General features: G+C 71.4%; 19 protein-coding genes and 1 pseudogene. 13 read left to right on the top strand and 7 right to left on the bottom strand.

The window, feature by feature from the left end:
• Positions 1-954: an FAD-dependent oxidoreductase gene (locus ACFYWX_RS26855; protein WP_389426660.1), complete on the bottom strand. Its 954-nt coding sequence runs from the start codon at positions 952-954 to the stop codon at positions 1-3.
• A 66-nt stretch (positions 955-1,020) separates the two neighbouring features.
• Here ACFYWX_RS26855 and ACFYWX_RS26850 point away from each other — a divergent pair, with 66 nt between their 5' ends.
• Entirely contained in the window at positions 1,021-2,046 is a 1,026-nt protein-coding gene (locus ACFYWX_RS26850; RefSeq protein ID WP_389426659.1) for an oxidoreductase, read from the top strand.
• Positions 2,047-2,094: 48 nt separating this feature from the next.
• Positions 2,095-3,735, top strand: a complete 1,641-nt coding sequence (locus tag ACFYWX_RS26845; RefSeq protein WP_389426658.1) for an ABC-F family ATP-binding cassette domain-containing protein — start codon at positions 2,095-2,097, stop codon at positions 3,733-3,735.
• 271 nt (positions 3,736-4,006) lie between these two features.
• Here the strand turns inward: ACFYWX_RS26845 and ACFYWX_RS26840 are convergent, their stop codons facing one another.
• The gene (locus tag ACFYWX_RS26840; RefSeq protein WP_389426657.1) at positions 4,007-6,397 is read right to left on the bottom strand and encodes a Tex family protein; all 2,391 of its coding nucleotides are present in this window, start codon (positions 6,395-6,397) and stop codon (positions 4,007-4,009) included.
• Between the two features lie 88 nt (positions 6,398-6,485).
• Positions 6,486-6,617, bottom strand: a complete 132-nt coding sequence (locus tag ACFYWX_RS26835; RefSeq protein ID WP_267882529.1) for an LPFR motif small protein — start codon at positions 6,615-6,617, stop codon at positions 6,486-6,488.
• Between the two features lie 184 nt (positions 6,618-6,801).
• Between ACFYWX_RS26835 and ACFYWX_RS26830 the strand changes: the two genes are divergently transcribed.
• Both ACFYWX_RS26830 and ACFYWX_RS26825 read left to right on the top strand, forming a co-directional pair.
• Positions 6,802-7,761: a GlxA family transcriptional regulator gene (locus ACFYWX_RS26830; RefSeq protein ID WP_389426656.1), complete on the top strand. Its 960-nt coding sequence runs from the start codon at positions 6,802-6,804 to the stop codon at positions 7,759-7,761.
• Between the two features lie 36 nt (positions 7,762-7,797).
• The gene (locus ACFYWX_RS26825; protein ID WP_389426655.1) at positions 7,798-8,433 is read left to right on the top strand and encodes a DJ-1/PfpI family protein; all 636 of its coding nucleotides are present in this window, start codon (positions 7,798-7,800) and stop codon (positions 8,431-8,433) included.
• On the opposite strand, the gene ACFYWX_RS26820 is transcribed toward ACFYWX_RS26825, so the two are convergent.
• Entirely contained in the window at positions 8,420-9,175 is a 756-nt protein-coding gene (locus ACFYWX_RS26820; protein ID WP_389426654.1) for an enoyl-CoA hydratase/isomerase family protein, read from the bottom strand. The two genes, ACFYWX_RS26825 and ACFYWX_RS26820, sit on opposite strands and share 14 nt — an antisense overlap.
• A gap of 119 nt (positions 9,176-9,294) precedes the next feature.
• Here ACFYWX_RS26820 and ACFYWX_RS26815 point away from each other — a divergent pair.
• Positions 9,295-9,881 (top strand): annotated as a pseudogene (locus ACFYWX_RS26815) (HdeD family acid-resistance protein).
• 154 nt (positions 9,882-10,035) lie between these two features.
• On the top strand, positions 10,036-10,527 hold the full coding sequence (locus tag ACFYWX_RS26810; protein WP_389426653.1) for an ATP-binding protein: 492 nt from the start codon (positions 10,036-10,038) through the stop codon (positions 10,525-10,527).
• 215 nt (positions 10,528-10,742) lie between these two features.
• On the opposite strand, the gene idi is transcribed toward ACFYWX_RS26810, so the two are convergent.
• The 3 genes from idi to galE all read right to left on the bottom strand — a co-directional run bounded on the left by idi (position 10,743) and on the right by galE (position 13,586).
• Positions 10,743-11,336: an isopentenyl-diphosphate Delta-isomerase gene (gene idi, locus ACFYWX_RS26805; RefSeq protein WP_389426652.1), complete on the bottom strand. Its 594-nt coding sequence runs from the start codon at positions 11,334-11,336 to the stop codon at positions 10,743-10,745.
• A gap of 197 nt (positions 11,337-11,533) precedes the next feature.
• Positions 11,534-12,475 carry a cation diffusion facilitator family transporter gene (locus ACFYWX_RS26800; RefSeq protein ID WP_389426651.1) on the bottom strand — a complete coding sequence of 314 codons (942 nt, stop codon included), beginning with the start codon at positions 12,473-12,475 and terminating at the stop codon, positions 11,534-11,536.
• Between the two features lie 145 nt (positions 12,476-12,620).
• Positions 12,621-13,586 (bottom strand): UDP-glucose 4-epimerase GalE, encoded by a 966-nt coding sequence (gene galE / locus ACFYWX_RS26795; protein ID WP_389426650.1) that lies wholly within the window; start codon positions 13,584-13,586, stop codon positions 12,621-12,623.
• A 296-nt stretch (positions 13,587-13,882) separates the two neighbouring features.
• Here galE and ACFYWX_RS26790 point away from each other — a divergent pair, with 296 nt between their 5' ends.
• The 7 genes from ACFYWX_RS26790 to ACFYWX_RS26760 all read left to right on the top strand — a co-directional run bounded on the left by ACFYWX_RS26790 (position 13,883) and on the right by ACFYWX_RS26760 (position 20,949).
• Positions 13,883-15,721, top strand: coding sequence for a DUF5941 domain-containing protein (locus tag ACFYWX_RS26790; RefSeq protein WP_389426649.1), 1,839 nt, complete (start codon positions 13,883-13,885; stop codon positions 15,719-15,721).
• Entirely contained in the window at positions 15,718-16,470 is a 753-nt protein-coding gene (locus ACFYWX_RS26785) for a sugar phosphate nucleotidyltransferase (RefSeq protein WP_389426648.1), read from the top strand. Before ACFYWX_RS26790 ends, ACFYWX_RS26785 begins: the two co-directional genes overlap by 4 nt.
• Positions 16,458-17,519, top strand: a complete 1,062-nt coding sequence (locus tag ACFYWX_RS26780) for an iron-containing alcohol dehydrogenase family protein (protein WP_389426647.1) — start codon at positions 16,458-16,460, stop codon at positions 17,517-17,519. The genes ACFYWX_RS26785 and ACFYWX_RS26780 overlap by 13 nt, the downstream gene beginning before the upstream one ends.
• Positions 17,497-18,276, top strand: a complete 780-nt coding sequence (locus ACFYWX_RS26775) for a CDP-alcohol phosphatidyltransferase family protein (RefSeq protein WP_389426646.1) — start codon at positions 17,497-17,499, stop codon at positions 18,274-18,276. Before ACFYWX_RS26780 ends, ACFYWX_RS26775 begins: the two co-directional genes overlap by 23 nt.
• The gene (locus ACFYWX_RS26770; RefSeq protein ID WP_389426645.1) at positions 18,273-19,154 is read left to right on the top strand and encodes a glycosyltransferase family 2 protein; all 882 of its coding nucleotides are present in this window, start codon (positions 18,273-18,275) and stop codon (positions 19,152-19,154) included. Before ACFYWX_RS26775 ends, ACFYWX_RS26770 begins: the two co-directional genes overlap by 4 nt.
• Before the next feature lie 96 nt (positions 19,155-19,250).
• On the top strand, positions 19,251-20,180 hold the full coding sequence (locus tag ACFYWX_RS26765) for an ABC transporter permease (RefSeq protein ID WP_389426644.1): 930 nt from the start codon (positions 19,251-19,253) through the stop codon (positions 20,178-20,180).
• Entirely contained in the window at positions 20,173-20,949 is a 777-nt protein-coding gene (locus ACFYWX_RS26760) for an ABC transporter ATP-binding protein (RefSeq protein ID WP_389426643.1), read from the top strand. The genes ACFYWX_RS26765 and ACFYWX_RS26760 overlap by 8 nt, the downstream gene beginning before the upstream one ends.
• The last annotated feature ends 347 nt before the right edge of the window (positions 20,950-21,296 follow it).

Here is a 21,296-nt window from a genome sequence, read left to right as displayed (position 1 = left end):
TCAGGAGGGGGCGGCCAGCGCGGCCGACTCCTCCGCGCACCCCCAGGCCACCGTCACCCCTGCCCCGCCATGACCGTAGTTGTGCACCAACACCCGCCCGTCCGGCAGCACTTCGCGCTCCAGCCGGACCGCCGGCCGGGCGGGCCGCAGCCCCACCCGGTGCTCCAGGACCCGCGCCCCGGCGATCTCCGGCCGCAGCACCGCGCACCGCCGCACGATCGCCTCGGCCACCTCCGGGTCCGGCTCCAGCGACCAGACGTCGTCGTCCGCGGTGCCGCCGAGCAGCAGCCGCCCGGGCTGCGGGAAGAGATACGCCAGCTCGCCGTCCGGAGCGGTGGAAACGAGCCACGTACGGATCCCGGGGTTCGCCACGACGACCAACTGCCCCCGCACCGGCCGCACGGACGCGTCCGGCACGAGCTCTCGGGCGCCCAGCCCGGTGCAGTTGACCACGACGGGCGCCTCGACCGCGGCGAGCCCGGCGACCGTACGCTCCTCGACCGTGCCGCCGGCCCGCAGCAACCGCTCACGCAGCCACCGCAGATGGGCCGCCATGTCGATCAGCGGCAGCCGAGCCCACACCCCCGACCCCGTGTACTCGTCCGCCGACGACGCCCGCACCCCGGGCAGCCGGGCGGCCGCCCACTCGACGACGTCGTCCAGCTCCGTCTCGCCCAGTACCCCTTCGACCATGCGTACACCGGTCTCGTCCGGACGGACCGCCAACTCCTCGTACACGTCGAGGGATCGCAGCGCCCACGGCCGCGCCGAGGCCACCGGCGCGATGTGGTATGGCCACCACAGCGCACCCGCGACCGCCGAGGTGGTCCGCTCCACCGGGTCCCGCGCCCACACCCGCACCCGCAGGCCGCGCTCCGCCAGCACGACGGCCGTCGTCAGGCCGATGACGCCGCCGCCGACGACCACCACGTCGCCACTCTGTTCGCTCGCCACACCGGGACGTTAGCGGAATACGTCATGATGTGCTCATCTCGTCCCCTTCCTGGGGATACTCACACCATGTCTGCCGAGTACGCGACCTTCGGCCTGGCACCGGCGATGCGTGCCGGTGGAGTTCTCGCGGACGGTGCCGTCCAGGTCCACCGGGACTTCCTGGACTTCATCGTCGACGGGCGCCCGCTGCTGTTCCGGCTCTCCGACCTGGACGCAGTCTCCCCGCTCGCCTCCGACGTGCCACCCGCGATCTTCACCGCGCAGGTCCGCGCCCTCCTCCTGGAGGCCGACCCGCCGCTGCCCGGCGGCCGTTACGTCGTCTACGGCTGTCCCGAGTGCGAGGACCTGGGCTGCGGAGCGGTCACCGCGCTCATCGAGCGCCGCGGCGACGACTACGCCTGGCGGGACTTCGCCTGGCAGACCGACGAGCACGCCGACCTGGACCTCAACGGCTACCACGGCCTCGGCCCCTTCCTCTTCCACGGCGACGAGTACCGCGCGGCCCTCGGCGCCCTCCTCGACGACACCGCGCCCACCACCGACCGCCGCCGCGTGCTGCTGATCGGGGCCCGGGTCGCCGTTCTCGCCAAACTGGCGGCGGCGCTGCGCACCATCGGCATCGGCGCCGACATCGCCCACGACACGAACGACGTCACCGCCGACGAACTGCGCGCCTACGGCGCCGTCGCCTTCGGCCGCGCCGTCGGCGAAGAGGAACGCGCTGCCGTACGCCACTCCTTCGCCCGCGCCGGAGCCGACGTGTCCTACGTCGACGGCCTCGCCCCCATCGTCCCCCTCCTGGTCGCCCAGATCGAGAACGCCCTCGACCGCCGTCCCCCCGAACAGCGCCGCCTCGTCGGCCTCGTCGCCGCCGACGGCACCGCCGGAATCGAGGTCACCTCCTCCTGCCGCGTCCGCATCACCACCTACCGCCTCGACCGCCTCTCCCGCACCCACACCCACGACCTCTTCGACGCCGTCCTCGAACCGGGCCACCACGGCATACCTCTGGACCCGAAGGCGGTGAAGGGCGAGTCCTTCGTCGTGGCACGGACGACGGGGAGCGTGCTGGTGGAGGCGATGGCCCGCTGAGAACCCGGGCGCGGACGATCCCGTACGGCCATTAGGATCGACCCCCTGATGACTGCCACCCTCGTCGCCAAGAATCTCGCCGCCGGGCACGGTGACCGCTCCCTGTTCTCCGGGCTCGACCTCGTCGTCGCGCCGGGGGACGTGATCGGGCTGGTCGGTGCCAACGGGGCGGGCAAGTCCACCCTGCTGAAGCTGCTCGCCGGGCTCACCGCGCCGGAGGAGGGGGAGCTCAGGCTGTCCCCGCCGACGGCGACCGTGGGGCATCTGCCGCAGGAGCCGGAGCGGCGGCCGGGGGAGAGCGTGCGGGAGTTCCTCGCGCGCCGTACCGGTGTCGCCGAGGCGCAGCGGGTGATGGACGAGGCCACGCAGGCCCTCGTGGACGGGGCGCCGGGCGCCGACGACGCGTACGCGACGAGCCTGGAGCGCTGGCTCGGCCTCGGCGGGGCCGACCTCGACGAGCGGGCGGCGGAGGTCGCCGACTCGCTCGGTCTGGGCGTGGACCTCGACCAGCCGATGACCTCCCTGTCCGGCGGTCAGGCGGCCCGCGCCGGGCTCGCCTCCCTGCTGCTCTCCCGCTACGACGTCTTCCTGCTCGACGAGCCGACCAACGACCTGGACCTCGACGGCCTGGAGCGCCTCGAACGCTTCGTGAGCGGCCTGCGCGCCGGCACCGTCGTCGTCAGCCACGACCGCGAGTTCCTCACCCGCACGGTCACCAAGGTCCTCGAACTCGACCTCGCCCAACGGCAGATCAACCTCTACGGCGGCGGCTACGAGGCCTATCTGGAGGAGCGGGACGTGGCCCGCCGGCACGCCCGCGACGACTTCGAGGAGTACGCCGACAAGAAGGCCGCCCTCCAGGACCGCGCCCAGACGCAGCGCGCCTGGATGGACAAGGGCGTGAAGAACGCGCGGCGCAAGGCGGGCAACGACAACGACAAGATCGGCCGCAAGTTCCGCAGCGAGGCGAGTGAGAAGCAGGCGGCGAAGGCCCGGCAGACGCAGCGCATGATCGAACGCCTCGAGGTGGTGGAGGAGCCGCGCAAGGAGTGGGAGCTGCGCATGGAGATCGCGGCCGCTCCGCGCTCCGGGGCGGTCGTGGCCACCCTGCGGGACGCCGAGGTGCGGCGCGGCGGCTTCGTGCTCGGCCCGGTCTCCCTGCAGATCGACTGGGCGGACCGGGTCGCCGTGACCGGGGCCAACGGCGCGGGCAAGTCGACTCTGCTCGGCGCGCTGCTCGGCCGGGTCCCCCTGGACGCCGGACACGCGGCCCTGGGGTCGGGCGTGCTGGTCGGCGAGGTCGACCAGGCCCGCAAGCTCTTCCACGGCCCGGAGGCCCTGCTGGACGCCTTCGGCGCCGCCGTCCCGGACACGGAACCCGCCGAGGTACGCACCCTGCTCGCCAAGTTCGGCCTCAAGGCGGACCACGTGCTGCGCCCGGCGGCGACGCTCTCACCGGGCGAGCGCACCCGCGCGGCCCTGGCACTGCTCCAGGGCCGGGGCGTCAACCTCCTCGTCCTCGACGAGCCGACCAACCACCTCGACCTGCCGGCCATCGAGCAACTGGAGTCGGCCCTCGACGCCTACGAGGGCACGCTCCTCCTGGTCACCCACGACCGCCGCATGCTGGACGCGGTCCACGTCACCCGTCGCCTGGAGGTGGCGGACGGCAAGGTGACCGAGCGCTGACGGGACGTCAGGCGCCGGGCCGGCTGCGGGTACTCGACGACCGGTCCCGCCGCCACCGGTGCGGCCGGGACGGGTGCAGGTCTGCCGAGACGGCCGTACGGTCAGGTCGCAGTCGAGGGCGCCCTCGACCTCCGGCAGTTCCACCCCGTCGGCCGTCCAGCCGCCCCGACCGCCCGGCCGAGGATTTCGAACCCGCTCCAAAGGGGCGCGGGGAACTGCGCGACCAGCCACAACCGGCCCGCAGTTCCCCACGGCCTCCCTGGCGGAGCCGTCAGCGCCGCCCCTTCTTCGGGTCGACCAGGCCCGCCCGGCGCAGCGCATCGGCCATCGCGTCGTTGGCCGGCGGGGGAGCCTGGCGCGAACCGCCGCCGCCACCACCCCGGCCCTGGCGCTGCTGCGGCGGACGTCCGCCACGCTGCGGCCGGCCGCCGGAGGACTGGCCCTGGCCCTGCGGAGCCGCCTCGTCGTCCAGCCGCAGCGTCAGCGAGATCCGCTTGCGCGGGATGTCGATGTCGAGGACCTTCACCTTGACGATGTCACCGGGCTTCACCACGTCCCGCGGGTCCTTCACGAACGTCTTCGACATCGCGGAGACGTGCACCAGACCGTCCTGGTGGACACCGACGTCGACGAACGCGCCGAAGGCCGCCACGTTCGTCACGACGCCCTCCAGGACCATCCCGGACGACAGGTCGGAGATCTTCTCCACGCCCTCCATGAAGGTGGCCGTCTTGAAGGCGGGCCTCGGGTCGCGCCCGGGCTTCTCCAGCTCCTTGAGGATGTCGGTCACCGTCGGCAGACCGAACGTCTCGTCCACGAACTCGGTCGGCTTCAGCGAGCGCAGCACCGACGTGTTGCCGATGAGCGAGGCCACCTCCTGGCCCGTCGTCCTCACCATCCGGCGCACCACCGGGTACGCCTCGGGGTGCACGCTGGAGGAGTCCAGCGGGTCGTCGCCCTCACGGATCCGGAGGAAGCCCGCGCACTGCTCGTACGCCTTCGGACCGAGCCGCGCCACCTTCTTCAGCTGGGAGCGGGAGGTGAACGGGCCGTTCTCGTCGCGGTGCGCCACGATGTTCTCGGCGAGCCCGGAAGTGATGCCGGAGACCCGGGAGAGCAACGGGGCCGACGCCGTGTTGACGTCGACTCCGACACCGTTCACACAGTCCTCCACCACCGCGTCCAGCGAGCGCGACAGCTTCACCTCGGACAGGTCGTGCTGGTACTGGCCGACACCGATCGACTTCGGGTCGATCTTCACCAGCTCGGCCAGCGGGTCCTGGAGGCGACGCGCGATCGACACCGCGCCGCGCAGCGACACGTCCATGTCGGGCAGTTCCTGCGAGGCGAAGGCTGAGGCCGAGTACACGGACGCGCCGGCCTCGGACACCATCACCTTCGTGAGCTTCAACTCCGGGTGCTTGGTGATGAGTTCACCGGCGAGCTTGTCGGTCTCGCGGGACGCCGTGCCGTTGCCGATCGCGATCAGGTCGACCGCGTGCTCCTTGGCGAGCCGCGCCAGCTTGGCGATCGCCTCGTCCCACTTGTTGGCCGGGACGTGCGGGTAGATCACGTCCGTGGCGACCACCTTGCCGGTCGCGTCGACCACGGCGACCTTCACGCCCGTACGAAAGCCCGGGTCCAGGCCCAGCGTCGCGCGCGTGCCGGCCGGGGCGGCGAGCAGCAGGTCACGGAGATTCGCGGCGAAGACATTCACGGCCTCGTCCTCGGCGGCCGTACGCAGCCGCAGCCGCAGGTCGATACCGAGATGGACGAGGATGCGGGTGCGCCAGGCCCAGCGCACCGTGTCCGTCAGCCACTTGTCGCCCGGGCGCCCGCGGTCGGCGATCTGGAACCTCGACGCGACGATCCCCTCGTAGGACGAAGGCCCGGGCTGCTCGGAGGGCTCCTCCGGCTCCAGGACGAGGTCGAGGACATCCTCCTTCTCGCCGCGCAGCATCGCCAGGATACGGTGCGAGGGCAGCTCGGTGAACGGCTCCGCGAAGTCGAAGTAGTCGGCGAACTTGGCGCCCGCCTCCTCCTTGCCCTCCCGTACCTTGGCCGCCAGCCGCCCGCGCACCCACATGCGCTCGCGCACCTCGCCGATCAGGTCGGCGTCCTCCGAGAACCGCTCGGTGAGGATCGCGCGGGCGCCGTCGAGGGCGGCCTGCGGATCGGCCACGCCCTTGTCGGCGTCGACGAATGCGGCGGCCGCGGCGAGGGGCTCCACGTTCGGGTCGGCGAGCAGCCCCTCGGCCAGCGGCTCGAGCCCCGCCTCGCGCGCGATCTGCGCCTTGGTGCGCCGCTTGGGCTTGTAGGGCAGGTAGATGTCCTCCAGGCGCGCTTTGGTCTCGGCACCCCGGATCTGCGCTTCCAGCTCCTCCGTGAGCTTGCCCTGCTCGCGCACCGACTCCAGGATCGCCGTCCGACGCTCCTCAAGCTCCCGCAGGTAGCGCAGCCGCTCCTCGAGCGTGCGCAGCTGCGCGTCGTCGAGCATCTCGGTCGCTTCCTTGCGGTAGCGGGCGATGAAGGGCACCGTGGAACCGCCGTCGAGCAGTTCCACGGCGGCCTTCACCTGCCGCTCCCGTACGCCGAGCTCCTCGGCGATCCTGCCTTCGATGGACCCTACGTTGATGGACCCGATGGACCCGGGTGTCGTCACGATCCCGTACCGCCTTCTCCACTGAGGTTGCGCGGCAATTGTGGCAGGCGGCGCCGACAGTCGGGGATCAGGGCGGGCGCACGGCGTTTCAGGCCCTGCCGCGGTGGGCGGAGGACGAAGCGCCGCCGAACAGCCTGGCCAGGGCGCGGAACGGGAGCGTCACCACTGTGGCTATCGCCCCACCGATCTGGCGCAACACGTCTGCGATCGCACGGAACACGAAGTTCCCCTTTCCTCGCTTCGATTCGCTTGCTCTGCCGGCCGTCGCGGCCGGACGACACCCGGGTACCCCCCTGCGGTCGATCATGCCCCGGGCCGCCGCCCCCTCCGCAGGGCCTCGCATGGCAGGAAAGGTGGGAAAGGCGTCATTGCGGCCATGCTCCGGCCCGTCAAGAATCGGTCGTATGGCGCAGCGCACCGTTCTCGTCGTCCTCTTCGACGACGTCCAGAGCCTCGATGTCACCGGCCCCGTGGAGGTCTTCGCGGGCGCCGAGAAGGTCACCCCGGGCACGTACCGCATCCGCACGGCCTCCCTGGACGGCGCTCCGGTGCGCACCTCCAGTGGCCTGACCCTCGTACCGGACGAGGCCCTCACGAACGCCGCCGCCCCGCACACCCTTCTCGTCCCCGGCGGCCAGGGCACCCGCCGTGCCGACCCGCGCCTGACCGACTGGCTGCGCGCGCACGCCCCGCGCGCCGAGCGGCTCGTCTCCGTGTGCACCGGGGCGGTCCTGCTCGCCGAGGCGGGTCTGCTGGACGGGCGCCGCGCGACGACGCACTGGGCGTACTGCGACAAGCTCGCCCGTGACCATCCGGCCGTCGAGGTCGATCCCGACCCCATCTACGTACGCGACGGACACGTTTTCACCTCGGCCGGCGTCACCTCCGGCATCGACCTCGCGCTCGCCCTCGTCGAGGAGGACCTGAACCGGGACGCCGCGCTCGACGTCGCCCGCCATCTGGTGGTCTTCCTGCGCAGGCCCGGCAACCAGGCCCAGTTCAGCGCCCAGCTCGCCGCCCAGACCGCCCGGCGCGAGCCGCTGCGCGAGGTCCAGCAGTGGATCACCGAGCCCCCGGCCGCCGACCTGACCGTCGAGGCGCTCGCCGCCCGCGCCCGCCTCTCGCCCCGCCACTTCGCCCGCGCCTTCCACGCCGACACCGGCATGACTCCCGGCCGCTACGTCGACCGCGTCCGCCTCGAACACGCCCGCCGCCTCCTGGAGGACACGGCCGACGGCGTCGAGGAGATCTCCCGCACCAGCGGCTACGGCACCCCGGAGGCCATGCGCCGCGCCTTCGTCAGAACCCTCGAAGCCTCCCCGGCCGAATACCGCCGCCGCTTCCGCCCCGCATCCACCCACTGAACCCACCCACTGAACCCACCCCCGAGGAGACCATCCATGCAGATAGCCATCGTCCTGTTCGACCGGTTCACCGCCCTGGACGCCGTCGGCCCCTACGAGACCCTCGGTCGCCTCCCGGGCGCGGAGACCGTCTTCGTCGCCGAGGAGACCGGGCCCGTGCGCACCGACACGGGCGCACTCGCGATCACCGCCGACAAGACCCTGGCGGAGGTGCCGAGCCCCGACATCGTGGTAGTGCCGGGCGGTCCCGGCCAGATGCCGCAGATGGAGAACGAGGCCCTGCTGGAGTGGCTGCGCACCGCCGACGCCACCAGCACCTGGACGACGTCCGTGTGCACCGGCTCCCTGCTCCTGGCCGCCGCCGGTCTCCTGAAGGGCCGTCGCGCCACCTCCCACTGGCTGGCCCTGGACCACCTGGCAGGCTTCGGCGCCGAGTCGACGGGGGAGCGGGTCGTCCTCGACGGCAAGTACGTCACCGCCGCCGGTGTCTCCTCGGGCATCGACATGGGCCTCACCCTGCTCGGCAGGATCGCCGGCGACGAACACGCCCAGGCGGTGCAGCTGCTCACCGAGTACGACCCGCAGCCGCCCTACGACGCCGGCTCCCCGGACAAGGCGCCCGCGCACCTCGTCGAGGAGTTCCGCAGCAGCAGCCGGTTCAGCCTGACGTAGGCACGTTCCAGGTGAAGCGGGGCTGCCTGCGCTGAAGGAACGCGGCGACGCCCTCCTCGGTGTCGCCGCTGCCGCGTGCCTGCGCGCCCCAGTACGCGTCCCGGTCGGTGCGCCCGTCGGCGAACTCCTTCGCCGCGCCCTGCGTCAGCTGCGAGCGGCTCACCAGGATCCGTGTGAACTCCGCTACTCGTTCGGCGAGTTCACCGGCGGGCAGCACCTCGTCGACCAACCCGGTCCGCAACGCCCGCTCCGCGTCGATCAACTCGCCCGAGAACAGCAGGTACTTGGTGGTGGCCGGCCCCACCAGCGACGCCAACCGCCGTGTGGAGGACGCCGGGTAGACGATCCCGAGCTTCGCCGGGGTCACCCCGAACAGCGCGCCCTCCTCGGCGAACCGCAGATCGCAGGCCGCCGCGAGCTGCGAGCCGCCGCCCACGCAGTGCCCCCGTATCGCCGCCAGCGTGGGCTTGGGGAAGGCGGCGAGGGCCTCCTCGGCGAGCACCGCCAGCCGCTGCGCCTCCTCGGGCGAGCCCTGAAGGGTGGAGATGTCGGCTCCCGCGCAGAAGGTGTCGCCCGCACCGGTCAGCACGAGCGCCCGTACGTCCGGGTCCGCGGCCAGGGTCTCCAGCAGCGGGGGCAGCGCCCGCCACATCGCGGCCGTCATGGCGTTGCGCTTGGCCGGATGGTGGACGACGACGGTGGCGACCGAGTCGGTGACGCTGTGCAACAGCTGCGGGTCCATGAGCCGGATGCTATCCGTCGGCTCGCACACGCGATCAAGAAGTCCGAGGTGAGGTACGGCACGATGGACAGAAGAGAGTAAAAGGGGATCAAACGCAAGAGAGGCGCGAGGAGGCGGTCATGGTCACGGCCACCCGCCGCAGGGGCGACACGGAGAAGCTCCGGCGCGACTTCAGCTGGATCGGCGCACTCGGTGTGCTCCTGGTGATCGCGGGACTCGTCGGACTGCTCTACACCGGCGTCGCCACCCTCACCTCGATGATCCTGTTCGGCTGGCTGCTGCTGATCGGCGGCGTCGTCGGCCTGCTGCACGCGGTCCAGGCGCGTGGCAGCAACTTCTTCTGGCTCGGGGCCGTCGTCGCGGCCCTGAACATCGCCGCGGGTGTGTGATCATCCGCTCGCCCGACGAGGCCGCCGCCGCCCTCACCATGTTCGCCGCCCTGCTGTTCCTGAGCGCCGGCCTCTTCCGGGTGGTCGGCAGCCTCGTGGTGCGCGGCCCTCAGTTCGGCTGGACCCTCGTCCTGGGTGCCTTCGACCTGTTGCTGGGCATCCTGGTGCTGGCGAACTGGCCGAGCAGCAGCAAGTACGTCATCGGCTGCTTCTTCTCCCTCGCGCTGCTCTTCGACGGGCTCGGTCTGATCGCCACCGGCTTCGGCGGCCGGCGCATCGTCGGCATGGTCGCCGACCGGCTGCCCCAAGGCCGGTGACGTACAACCCGAAGAGTTCGCAAGCTCGGCGTGGCCAGGACAGGAGTGGTCCCACAACTGACCGTGTCATACGCCAGTGGTCAGAAACGCTCGATATTCGCTGACTTCTGTTCAGTTCTCGGGAGTGCGGGCGCGCGGTACCAACACTCGTCGTGTGGTGACAATCGAGCGCAAGGGTGGCGACCGGACGATGGAGAACCACGGGCCGCCGCAGCCGCTGCCGTACGAAGGCGTCTGGCGTTTCACCGCCCCCGCCCTGGACGCCTCGGTCCCGCAGGCGCGACACGCCGTGCGGGACCTGCTGTACCGCCAAGGGGTGCCGGTCTCGGACGACCTGGCCCAGGGGCTCCTGCTGATCGTCTCGGAGCTGGTGACGAACGCCGTCCGGCACGCGGCGCTGCTGTCGCCGATGCTCGCCGTGGAGGTCGCCGTCGGCGCGGAGTGGGTGCGGGTGTCCGTCGAGGACAACCACCCCTACCGCCCGACCGCCCTGGAGGCCGACCACGGCCGCACCGGTGGCCGCGGGCTGCTCCTGGTGCGCGAGATCACCCATGAGGCGGGCGGGGTGTGCGACGTCGAGCACACGGCGAGCGGCGGCAAGGTGATCTGGGCCGCCCTACCCCTCAAACCCGCCCACCCGTCCTGACCGCCCTCGTCCTGGCCGCCCACCCGTCTGGGCCGTCTGTCCGGATCAGCCGCCTCCCTGGATCAGTCGCCTCCCTGGATCAGTCGCCTCCCTGGATCAGTCGCCTCCCCGGCCCGGGCGCCTCCCCGGCCCGGGCGCCTCCCCGGCCCGGGCGCCTTCCCGGCCCGGCCGCCTCCGGATCGGGCGGCCGCCGGCCTGGGGGCGGCCGCCCGCGGTCACCAGCCCGCCGACGGCCCCGTCAGCTCCCGGACCGCCGGGCGCGCCGCGTCCAGCACGGTCATGAACCACGCCGAGAACGTGTCCTTCGCATGCCGTTCGGCCAGCTCGGCCGGCGTCACGAAGGCCGTCGCGCCGACCTCGTCCGCATCCGGCCGCAGCGGGGACTGCACCAGGCCGACGAACAGGTGGTTGTACTCCTGCTCCACCAGGCCGGAGTCCGGGTCCGGGTGGTTGTAGCGGACCGTGCCCGCCTCGGCGAGCAGCGACGGGGAGACCCCGAGCTCCTCGTGCGTCCGCCGCGCCGCCGCCGCGAAGGGCGCCTCGCCGGGGTAGGGGTGGCCGCAGCAGGTGTTGGACCAGACACCGGGGGAGTGGTACTTGCCGACCGCCCGCTGCTGGAGCAGCAGTCGGCCCCGCTCGTCGAAGAGGAACACGGAGAAGGCGCGGTGCAGTTGTCCGGGTGGCTGGTGCGCCGCGAGCTTCTCAGCGGTGCCGATCGTCACACCGTTCTCGTCGACGAGTTCCAGCAAAATCGCGTCCTCGGTGCCGCTCGACGAGCTGTGCGTCGCGGTGGCAGGTGTGATCGGCATACCCATCCTTCGCATCGGTCTTCGCGCCCAAGTCTGCCGTACGAAACCGGCACTCCCGGCACTTCGCGGCGCGCGTCACCGGGCCGGCGCCGGAACCGGGACCCGGTAGAAGATCGTGCCCTGCGTAACCGGCTGGGAACCCTCCGTGGCGGTCGCGCCGTCGGACGTTGCCGCCCTCGCCGCCGACCGATGCCCCCTCAGTGGCAGAGCCGCGCCTCGTGCTCCGCGTGCCCGCTCGGCTCCAGCTGGAAGGTGCAGTGCTCGACGTCGAAGTGGTCGCCGAGGCAGCCCTGGAGCTCGTGCAGCATCTTCTCGTGGCCTATGGCGTTCAGGGCGTCGGAGGTCACGACGACGTGCGCGGACAGCACCGGCATACCGGAGGTGATCGTCCAGGCGTGCAGGTCGTGGACGTCCTCGACGCCGTCCAGGGCGAGGATGTGGGCCCGCACCTCCGTCATGTCGACGTCCTTGGGGGCGGCCTCCAGCAGCACGTCGAGGGTCTCGCGCAGCAGTTTGAAGGTGCGCGGCACGATCATCAGGCCGATCACCAGCGACGCGATCGGGTCGGCGGCCTCCCAGCCCGTGGTGAGGATGACCAGCGCCGAAATGATCACCGCGAGCGAGCCCAGCGCGTCCGCCGCCACCTCCAGGAAGGCGCCCCGCACGTTCAGGCTGTCCTTCTGGCCGCGCATCAGCAGCGTCAGCGAGATCATGTTCGCGACCAGGCCGATCGCGCCGAACACGACGGTCAGGCCGCCCGCGGTGCCCGCGGGTGTGATGAACCGCTGGATCGCCTCGTACAGGACGTAACTGCCGACCCCGAGCAGCAGCAGGCAGTTGGCGAGCGCGGCGAGGATCTCGGCACGGGCGTAGCCGAAGGTGCGGTTCCCGCTCGGCGGGCGGCTCGCGAAGTGGATGGCGAGCAGCGCCATGCCCAGACCCAGCGCGTCCGTCGCCATGTGCGCCGCGTCCGCGATCAGCGCGAGCGAGTCCGCGAGGACACCGCCGACGATCTCGACCACCATGACGGTGAGCGTGATCGACAGCGCGACACGGAGCCGGCCGCGGTAGGCCGCTGTCGCCGTACCGCTCGCCGGCACGTGCGAGTGCGCGTGCCCGTGATCGTGCCCTGCCCCCATGGAAAGCCGCCCTCCTGTATGCCCTGGTGATGCCTCCGGGGTCACAGTCAACTACGGGTGGGGGGTATAGGGCAACGCGGCACTGAACACCGTTGTCATGTACCCTGACCTGCGGAAACGAACCGCAGGTCAGGAGGGTTCGGGCTCACCCGCCGCGGTGCAGCCGCCACCCCTGCCAAGCAGACTCGACCATCTCGCGCACCCCGCGCCGAGCCGTCCAGCCGAGCTCCTCGGCGGCCAGGGCGGCCGAGGCGACCGCGCGCGGGGCGTCGCCCGGGCGGCGCGCCTCGACCAGGGCCGGCCGCGTGTCGCCGGTGACCTCGCCGATCAGCGTGACCAGTTCCCGCACCGAGACGCCCTCGCCGCGGCCGATGTTCACCGTCAGGTCACCGCTGCGCCCGCCGGGCCGCCGGGCCGCCGCGAGGTGCGCCTCGGCGAGATCGGCGACGTGAATGTAGTCACGGACGCAGGTGCCGTCCGGCGTCGGATAGTCGTCGCCGAAGATCCGCGGGGCCTCGTCGCGGGTGAGCCGGTCGAAGACCATCGGGACTATGTTGAAGACACCGGTGTCGGCCAGCTCGGGCGCGGCCGCGCCCGCCACGTTGAAGTAGCGCAGGCACACCGTCGCGATGCCGTGCGCCCGGCCCGCCGCCCGCACCAGCCACTCCCCGGCGAGCTTGGTCTCGCCGTACGGGTTCACCGGGGCGCACGGGGTGTCCTCGGTGATGAGGTCCACATCGGGGTTGCCGTACACGGCTGCCGACGAGGAGAAGACGAACCGCTCCACCCCGGCCTCGGCGACCGCCTCCAGCAGGGAGGCGAGACCGCCCACGTTCTCCTGGTAGTACCGCGTCGGCTGCGCCACCGACTCCGCGACCTGCTTGCGCGCGGCGAGATGCACCACACCCGTGACCGCGTGCGCGGCGAGGACCCGCTTCAGCAGCTCGCTGTCCCGCGACGAGCCCCGCACCAGCGGGACGTCCGACGGCAGCCGCGCGGGAACCCCGGCCGACAGGTCGTCCAGCGCGACGACCCGCTCCCCGGCCCCGGCCATGGCCCGTGCCACATGGGCCCCGATGTATCCGGCTCCGCCGGTGATCAGCCACGTCATGGTCGCCCACCCTATGCCGACCCGGCGCGGCCGGACGCAATGTCCCTGATGCGAGGGATGGGGGGCGCGGTTTGTGGGCCGGGTCGCGCATCACCCATGATGATCTCGGCAAAGGCTGGTGCGGACCCCGTCAACGGTGCCGTGAACAGGCGGTGAACGCCCGCTTCCCGGCATCCGATAGCCTCTGCCGACATGCCGCCCGCCTGGTGGAGCCATCCCGTCCGGTGCAGCCAAGGGGCGCCCCCATCGTGCAACGACCGGCGCGGACGCGTCGGGGACCCAGGGAGTGAGTTCGGTTGTCGACCGCCATCCTCACCGGTCAGCCGGTCCCGGGATCGTCGATCGAGGGGGATCTGCGGTCCCTCGGATTCGACGTCCGGGTCGCCGCCGACCCCACGGACGCGGAGACGCTCCTCGCCCAGGTGCCGACCGAGCAGCGGGTCGCCGTGGTCGACGCCCGTTTCGTCGGCCATCTGCACGCGCTGCGCCTCGCCCTCACCGACCCGCGTTTCCCGCTCGCCGCGATCCCGGGCGCCGTGACCGCCCAGGCGGCCGGCCGGCAGGCGCTGACCCGCGCGGTGGCCCGCGAGAACTCCGCGAGCGGCGGCACCGCACGTGGGGGCGCCCCCGCGCGAGCGAAGTCGAGCGTGGGGGACGTCGACAGCCTCGCCGACCGCATCGTCACCGCCCTCGACGCCGACGACACCCCGCTGCACCGCCCCACGCTCGGCAGCCTCGTCGCCGCCGTCCCCGCCGACCCGCAGGCCCGCAACGAGGCACGGCAGGCCGTCGCCGCCGTCGACGACGAGGCCGTACGCCTGAAGTCGGCCGTGAAGGCCCACGACGGCTTCTTCACCACCTACTTCATCAGCCCCTACTCCCGTTACATCGCCCGCTGGTGCGCCCGCCGAGGCCTGACCCCCAACCAGGTCACCACCGCCTCCCTGCTCACGGCGCTCATCGCGGCCGGCTGCGCGGCCACCGGCACCCGCGGCGGGTTCGTCGCCGCCGGCGTCCTGCTGATCGCCTCGTTCGTCCTGGACTGCACCGACGGTCAGCTCGCCCGCTACTCCCTGCAGTACTCCACGCTCGGCGCCTGGCTCGACGCCACCTTCGACCGGGCCAAGGAGTACGCCTACTACGCCGGCCTCGCCCTCGGCGCGGCCCGCGGCGGCGACGACGTGTGGGCGCTCGCCCTCGGTGCCATGGTCCTGCAGAGCTGCCGGCACATCGTGGACTTCTCCTTCAACGAGGCCAACCACGACGCCACCGCCAACACCAGCCCCACCGCCGCCCTCTCCGACAAGCTCGACAGCGTCGGCTGGACCGTCTGGCTGCGCCGGATGATAGTCCTGCCCATCGGCGAACGATGGGCCATGATCGCCGTGCTCACGGCGGCCACCACACCGCGGATCACCTTCTACGTCCTTCTCGTCGGCTGCGCCTTCGCGGCGACGTACACGACGGCCGGCCGGGTGCTGCGGTCCCTGACGCGCAAGGCACAGCGCACGGACAGGGCGGCGAAGGCGCTGGCGGACCTGACGGACAGCGGGCCGCTGGTGGAACTGCTGGTGCGCCGGGCCAGTGGCAAAAGCCACGCGCCGGCAGCCGGCGCAGCCGCCGTCGGCGGCGTGCTCGTGCTGATCCCCGCGCTGCTCTGGGGCGCCGGCTGGCAGACCGCCGTGTTCGCCGTCGGTTACGTCCTGGCCGCCGCCCTGGCCGTCGTCCGCCCCCTCAAGGGCACCCTGGACTGGCTGGTCCCCCCGTTCTTCCGCGCCGCCGAATACGGCACCGTCCTGATCCTGGCGGCCGAAGCGGGGGTGAACGGGGCCCTTCCTGCGGCTTTCGGGCTGGTGGCGGCCGTCGCCTACCATCACTACGACACGGTGTACCGCATCCGCGGCGACGCCGGAGCGCCCCCGGCCTGGCTGGTGCGCGCCATCGGGGGGCACGAGGGACGGACGCTGCTCGTCACCGTCCTCGCCGCGCTCCTCACCGCCTCGCAGTTCAAGGCAGCGCTCACGGCCCTCGCCGTGGCCGTCGCCCTCGTGGTGCTCGTCGAGAGCATCCGCTACTGGGTGTCCGCCCACAAGGGTGGCGCGCCCGCCGTACACGATGAAGGAGAACCCGCATGATCGGCCTCGTGCTGGCGGCCGGCGCCGGACGGCGTCTGCGCCCCTACACCGACAGCCTGCCCAAGGCGCTGGTGCCGGTGGGGCCCGCGGGCATAGAGGGCGAACCGACGGTCCTGGACCTCACTCTCGGCAACTTCGCCGAGATCGGCCTGACCGAGGTCGCGATCATCGTCGGCTACCGCAAGGAGGCCGTCTACGCCCGCAAGGCGGCGCTGGAGGAGAAGTACGGCCTCAAGCTCACCCTCATCGACAACGACAAGGCCGAGGAGTGGAACAACGCCTACTCCCTGTGGTGCGGCCGTGACGCCCTCAAGGACGGCGTGATCCTCGCCAACGGCGACACCGTCCACCCGGTCTCCGTCGAGCGGACGCTGCTCGCCGCCCGCGGCGACGGCAAGCGGATCATCCTCGCCCTCGACACCGTGAAGTCGCTGGCCGACGAGGAGATGAAGGTCGTCGTCGACCCCGACAAGGGCGTCCAGAAGATCACCAAGCTGATGGACCCGGCCGAGGCCACGGGCGAGTACATCGGCGTCACCCTCATCGAGGGCGACGCGGCCGCCGAACTCGGCGACGCGCTGAAGACGGTGTGGGAGACCGACCCGCAGCAGTTCTACGAGCACGGCTACCAGGAACTCGTCAACCGAGGCTTCCGCATCGACGTCGCACCGATCGGTGACGTCCGGTGGGTCGAGATCGACAACCACGAAGACCTCGCCCGGGGACGGGAGATCGCGTGCCACTACTGACCAGGCTCATCCCCTCGCCGGTCGTCGTGGACATCCGCCCGGGTGCCCTCGACGACCTGGGCTGCGTGCTCGCCGACGAGCGCATCTCGCACTCCGGCAAGCTCGCCGTCGCCGTCAGCGGCGGCTCCGGCGCCAAGCTCCGTGAGCGGATCGCCCCCAGCCTGCCCGGCGCCACCTGGTACGAGGTCGGCGGCGGCACCCTCGACGACGCGATCCGGCTGGCCGGCGAGATAAAGGCCGGCCACTACGACGCGGTCGTCGGCCTCGGCGGCGGCAAGATCATCGACTGTGCCAAGTTCGCCGCGGCGCGCATCGGCCTGCCGCTGGTCGCCGTACCGACGAACCTCGCCCACGACGGCCTGTGCTCGCCGGTCGCCACCCTCGACAACGACGCGGGCCGCGGCTCCTACGGCGTGCCGAACCCGATCGCGGTCGTCATCGACCTGGACGTCATCCGCGAGGCCCCGGTCCGCTATGTGCGCGCCGGTATCGGCGACGCCATCTCGAACATCTCCGCGATCGCGGACTGGGAGCTCGCCAACCGCGTCAACGGCGAGAAGATCGACGGCCTCGCCGCCGCGATGGCCCGTCAGGCCGGCGAGGCGGTGCTCCGCCACCCGGGCGGCATCGGTGACAACGACTTCCTCCAGGTGCTGGCCGAGGCGCTGGTCCTCAGCGGCATCGCCATGTCGGTGTCGGGCGACTCCCGCCCGTCCTCCGGCGCCTGCCACGAGATCAACCATGCCTTCGACCTGCTCTTCCCCAAGCGTGCCGCCGCCCACGGCGAGCAGTGCGGCCTGGGCGCGGCCTTCGCGATGTACCTGCGCGGAGCCCACGAGGAGTCGGCCTACATGGCCGAGGTGCTGCGTCGGCACGGGCTGCCCGTGACGCCGGACGAGATCGGCTTCACGGTGGACGAGTTCGTCCGGGCCGTGGAGTTCGCCCCGCAGACCAGGCCAGGCCGCTACACGATCCTCGAACACCTCGACCTCAGAACCCAACAGATCAAGGACACGTACGCCGACTATGTCAAGGCCATCGGTAGCTGAACTCCGTCCGGTCGTCCACCCCGCAGGGGTGAAGGACCGGCGCAGCGGTGAGCACTGGATGGGACGCCTCTACATGCGTGAGGTGTCCCTGCGGGTCGACCGCTACCTGGTGAACACCAGGGTCACGCCCAACCAGCTCACGTACCTGATGACCGTCTTCGGCGTGCTCGCGGCCCCGGCCCTGCTGGTGCCGGGGATCGCGGGCGCCGTGCTCGGCGTGTTCTGCGTCCAGATGTACCTGCTGCTGGACTGCGTCGACGGCGAGATCGCGCGCTGGAAGCAGCAGTACTCGCTCGGCGGGGTCTACCTGGACAGGGTCGGCGCCTACCTGACCGACGCCGCGGTGCTCGTCGGCTTCGGCCTGCGCGCCGCCGACCTGTGGGGCAGCGGGCGGATCGACTGGCTGTGGGCCTTCCTCGGCACCCTGGCCGCCCTCGGCGCGATCCTGATCAAGGCCGAGACCGACCTCGTCGGCGTCGCCCGCCACCAGGGCGGACTGCCGCCGGTCAAGGAGGCCGCCGCCGAGATGCGCTCCTCCGGCATGGCGCTGGCGCGCCGGGCCGCCGCCGCCTTCAAGTTCCACCGGCTGATCCTCGGCATCGAGGCGTCCCTGCTGATCCTGGTCCTCGCCGTCGTGGACCAGATGCGCGGCGACCTGTTCTACTCCCGGCTCGGCGTCGCGGTGCTGGCCGGCATCGCGATGCTGCAGACCGTGCTGCACCTGGTGTCCATCCTCGCCTCCAGCAGGCTGCGATGACCGGCACGAAGGTCGGCGCGGTGATCATCACCATGGGCAACCGCCCCGATGAGCTGCGCGCCCTCCTCGACTCGGTCGCCAAGCAGGACGGTGACCGGGTCGAGGTGGTCGTCGTCGGCAACGGCTCGCCCGTCCCGGACGTCCCCGAGGGCGTACGGACCGTCGAGCTGCCCGAGAACCTCGGCATCCCCGGCGGCCGCAACGTCGGCATCGAGGCCTTCGGCCCGGGCGGCCGCGACGTCGACGTCCTGTTCTTCCTCGACGACGACGGACTGCTCGCCCACCACGACACCGCCGAGCTGTGCCGCGCGGCCTTCGCCGCCGACCCGGAACTGGGCATCATCAGCTTCCGCATCGCCGACCCGGACACCGGCGTCACCCAGCGCCGCCACGTCCCCCGGCTGCGCGCCTCCGACCCGATGCGCTCCTCGCGGGTCACCACCTTCCTCGGCGGCGCCAACGCGGTCCGTACGACGGTCTTCGAGGAAGTCGGCGGGCTCCCGGACGAATTCTTCTACGCCCACGAGGAAACCGATCTGGCATGGCGGGCCCTCGACGCGGGCTGGATGATCGACTACCGGTCCGACATGGTGCTGTACCACCCCACGACCGCGCCCTCACGGCACGCGGTCTACCACCGCATGGTCGCCCGCAACCGGGTCTGGCTGGCCCGCCGCAATCTGCCCGCGCTCCTCGTCCCCGTCTACCTCGGGGTCTGGTTGCTGCTCACGCTGGCGCGCCGCCCCTCGCGGCCCGCGCTGAGGGCGTGGTTCGGCGGCTTCAAGGAGGGCTGGTCCACGCCTTGCGGACCCCGCAGGCCCATGAAGTGGCGTACGGTGTGGCGGCTGACGCGACTGGGACGGCCTCCCGTCATCTGACAAGCTCGTTCCTGAGAGCATTCGGGCCGTACCACGGCCCCCGGCTCATGCCAGGCCCGCACAGGCTGTGCATCTCGAAGACGAAAGTTTCCACTTGTGAGTGAGACAACGCATGACGGTGGAGTCGCGGTGAGTGCGCCTCCGTCGCCCGACGAGGGCCTCCCTCCGCGGCAGCTCGCCGCCAAGTACGGGCTGTCCGTGAGCGGCGCGCGGCCCTCGTTGAGGGACTACGTCCGCCAGCTCTGGGGGCGGCGTCACTTCATCCTGGCCTTCTCCCAGGCGAAGCTGACCGCCCAGTACAGCCAGGCCAAGCTCGGACAGCTGTGGCAGGTGGTCACCCCGCTGCTGAACGCGGCGGTGTACTTCCTGATCTTCGGCGTCATCCTCGAGGCGGACCGGGGTATGGAGCGCGAGGTGTACATCCCGTTCCTGGTGACGGGTGTGTTCGTCTTCACCTTCACGCAGAGCTCGGTGATGGCGGGCGTCCGCGCGATCTCCGGCAACCTCGGTCTGGTGCGCGCGCTGCACTTCCCGCGCGCGTCCCTGCCGGTCTCCTTCGCGCTCCAGCAGCTGCAGCAGCTGCTGTTCTCGATGGTCGTGCTGTTCATCGTGGCGGCGGCCTTCGGCAGCTACCCGGACCTGTCCTGGGTGCTGATCGTGCCGGCGCTCGCCCTGCAGTTCCTCTTCAACACCGGCCTGGCGTTGATCATGGCCCGGGCCGGCGCGAAGACCCCGGACCTGGCCCAGCTGATGCCGTTCGTGATGCGCACGTGGATGTACGCGTCCGGTGTGATGTTCTCCATCCCGATCATGCTGGAGGGCAAGCCGCAGTGGCTGGCCAACATCCTGCAGTGGAACCCGGCCGCGATCTTCATGGACCTGATGCGCTTCGCGCTCATCGACGGCTACGGCTCCGAGAACCTCCCCGAGCACGTCTGGGCGGCCGCGGGCGGCTGGGCCGCGCTGTTCGCCGTCGGCGGCTTCGTGTACTTCTGGAAGGCGGAGGAGAGGTACGGCCGTGGCTGAGCAGCAGACCGAGCAGATTCCCACCGTCATCGCGGACGAACTGCACATCGTCTACCGCGTCAACGGAGCCAAGACCGGCAAGGGCAGCGCCACCGCCGCCCTCAGCCGTATCGTCAAGCGCGGCGAGGAGCGCGGCGTGCGCAAGGTGCACGCGGTGCGGGGCGTCTCCTTCGTCGCCTACCGGGGCGAGGCCATCGGCCTGATCGGCTCCAACGGCTCCGGCAAGTCCACGCTGCTACGGGCCATCGCCGGTCTGCTGCCCGCGGAGAAGGGCAAGGTCTACACCGACGGCCAGCCCTCGCTCCTCGGCGTGAACGCCGCCCTGATGAACGACCTCACCGGCGAGCGGAACGTCATATTGGGCGGGCTCGCCATGGGCATGTCCCGTGAGGAGATCAGGGAGCGTTACCAGGACATCGTCGACTTCTCCGGCATCAACGAGAAGGGCGACTTCATCACCCTGCCGATGCGCACCTACTCCTCCGGCATGGCGGCCCGCCTGCGCTTCTCCATCGCCGCGGCCAAGGACCACGACGTCCTGATGATCGACGAGGCGCTGGCCACCGGTGACCGCAAGTTCCAGAAGCGCTCCGAGGAGCGCATCCGCGAGCTGCGCAAGGAGGCCGGCACGGTCTTCCTGGTCAGTCACAACAACAAGTCGATCCGCGACACCTGCAACCGCGTCCTGTGGCTGGAGCGCGGCGAACTGCGCATGGACGGCCCGACCGAAGAGGTCCTCAAGGAGTACGAGAAGTTCACGGGCAAGTAGCCCGTTCGGCCAGGGCCCCGCCGGAACTGTTCCGGCGGGGCCCTGCGTCTGCAAAGGAAACGTCAACTCCGGTCATGCCTAGGAATCTTGACGCCAATCGGTGTGTTCTTGTGATGCGCGGGACACCCCCTCGGACCTCGGCGCGTTGTACAACGTAAGCTGTACCGGTGCCGAAACGCGGCAAGTGGGGCGATAATGCGCGACACCCTTCGACAGCGCCACCGTGCGGACGGCTGGGCGGCGTGTCCGAAATAGTGTGCATTGGGTCGGCAGTGTAGAACGGGAGATGTGACGGCAATGGCTACGGAAACTCCCCAGCTCAACGCAGCACGTGCCGTCCCCGCGCC

The sequence above is a fragment of the Streptomyces sp. NPDC002888 genome (assembly GCF_042888465.1).
In the GTDB taxonomy this organism is placed as follows: domain Bacteria; phylum Actinomycetota; class Actinomycetes; order Streptomycetales; family Streptomycetaceae; genus Streptomyces.
This window is presented reverse-complemented; position numbering and strand designations above follow the sequence as displayed.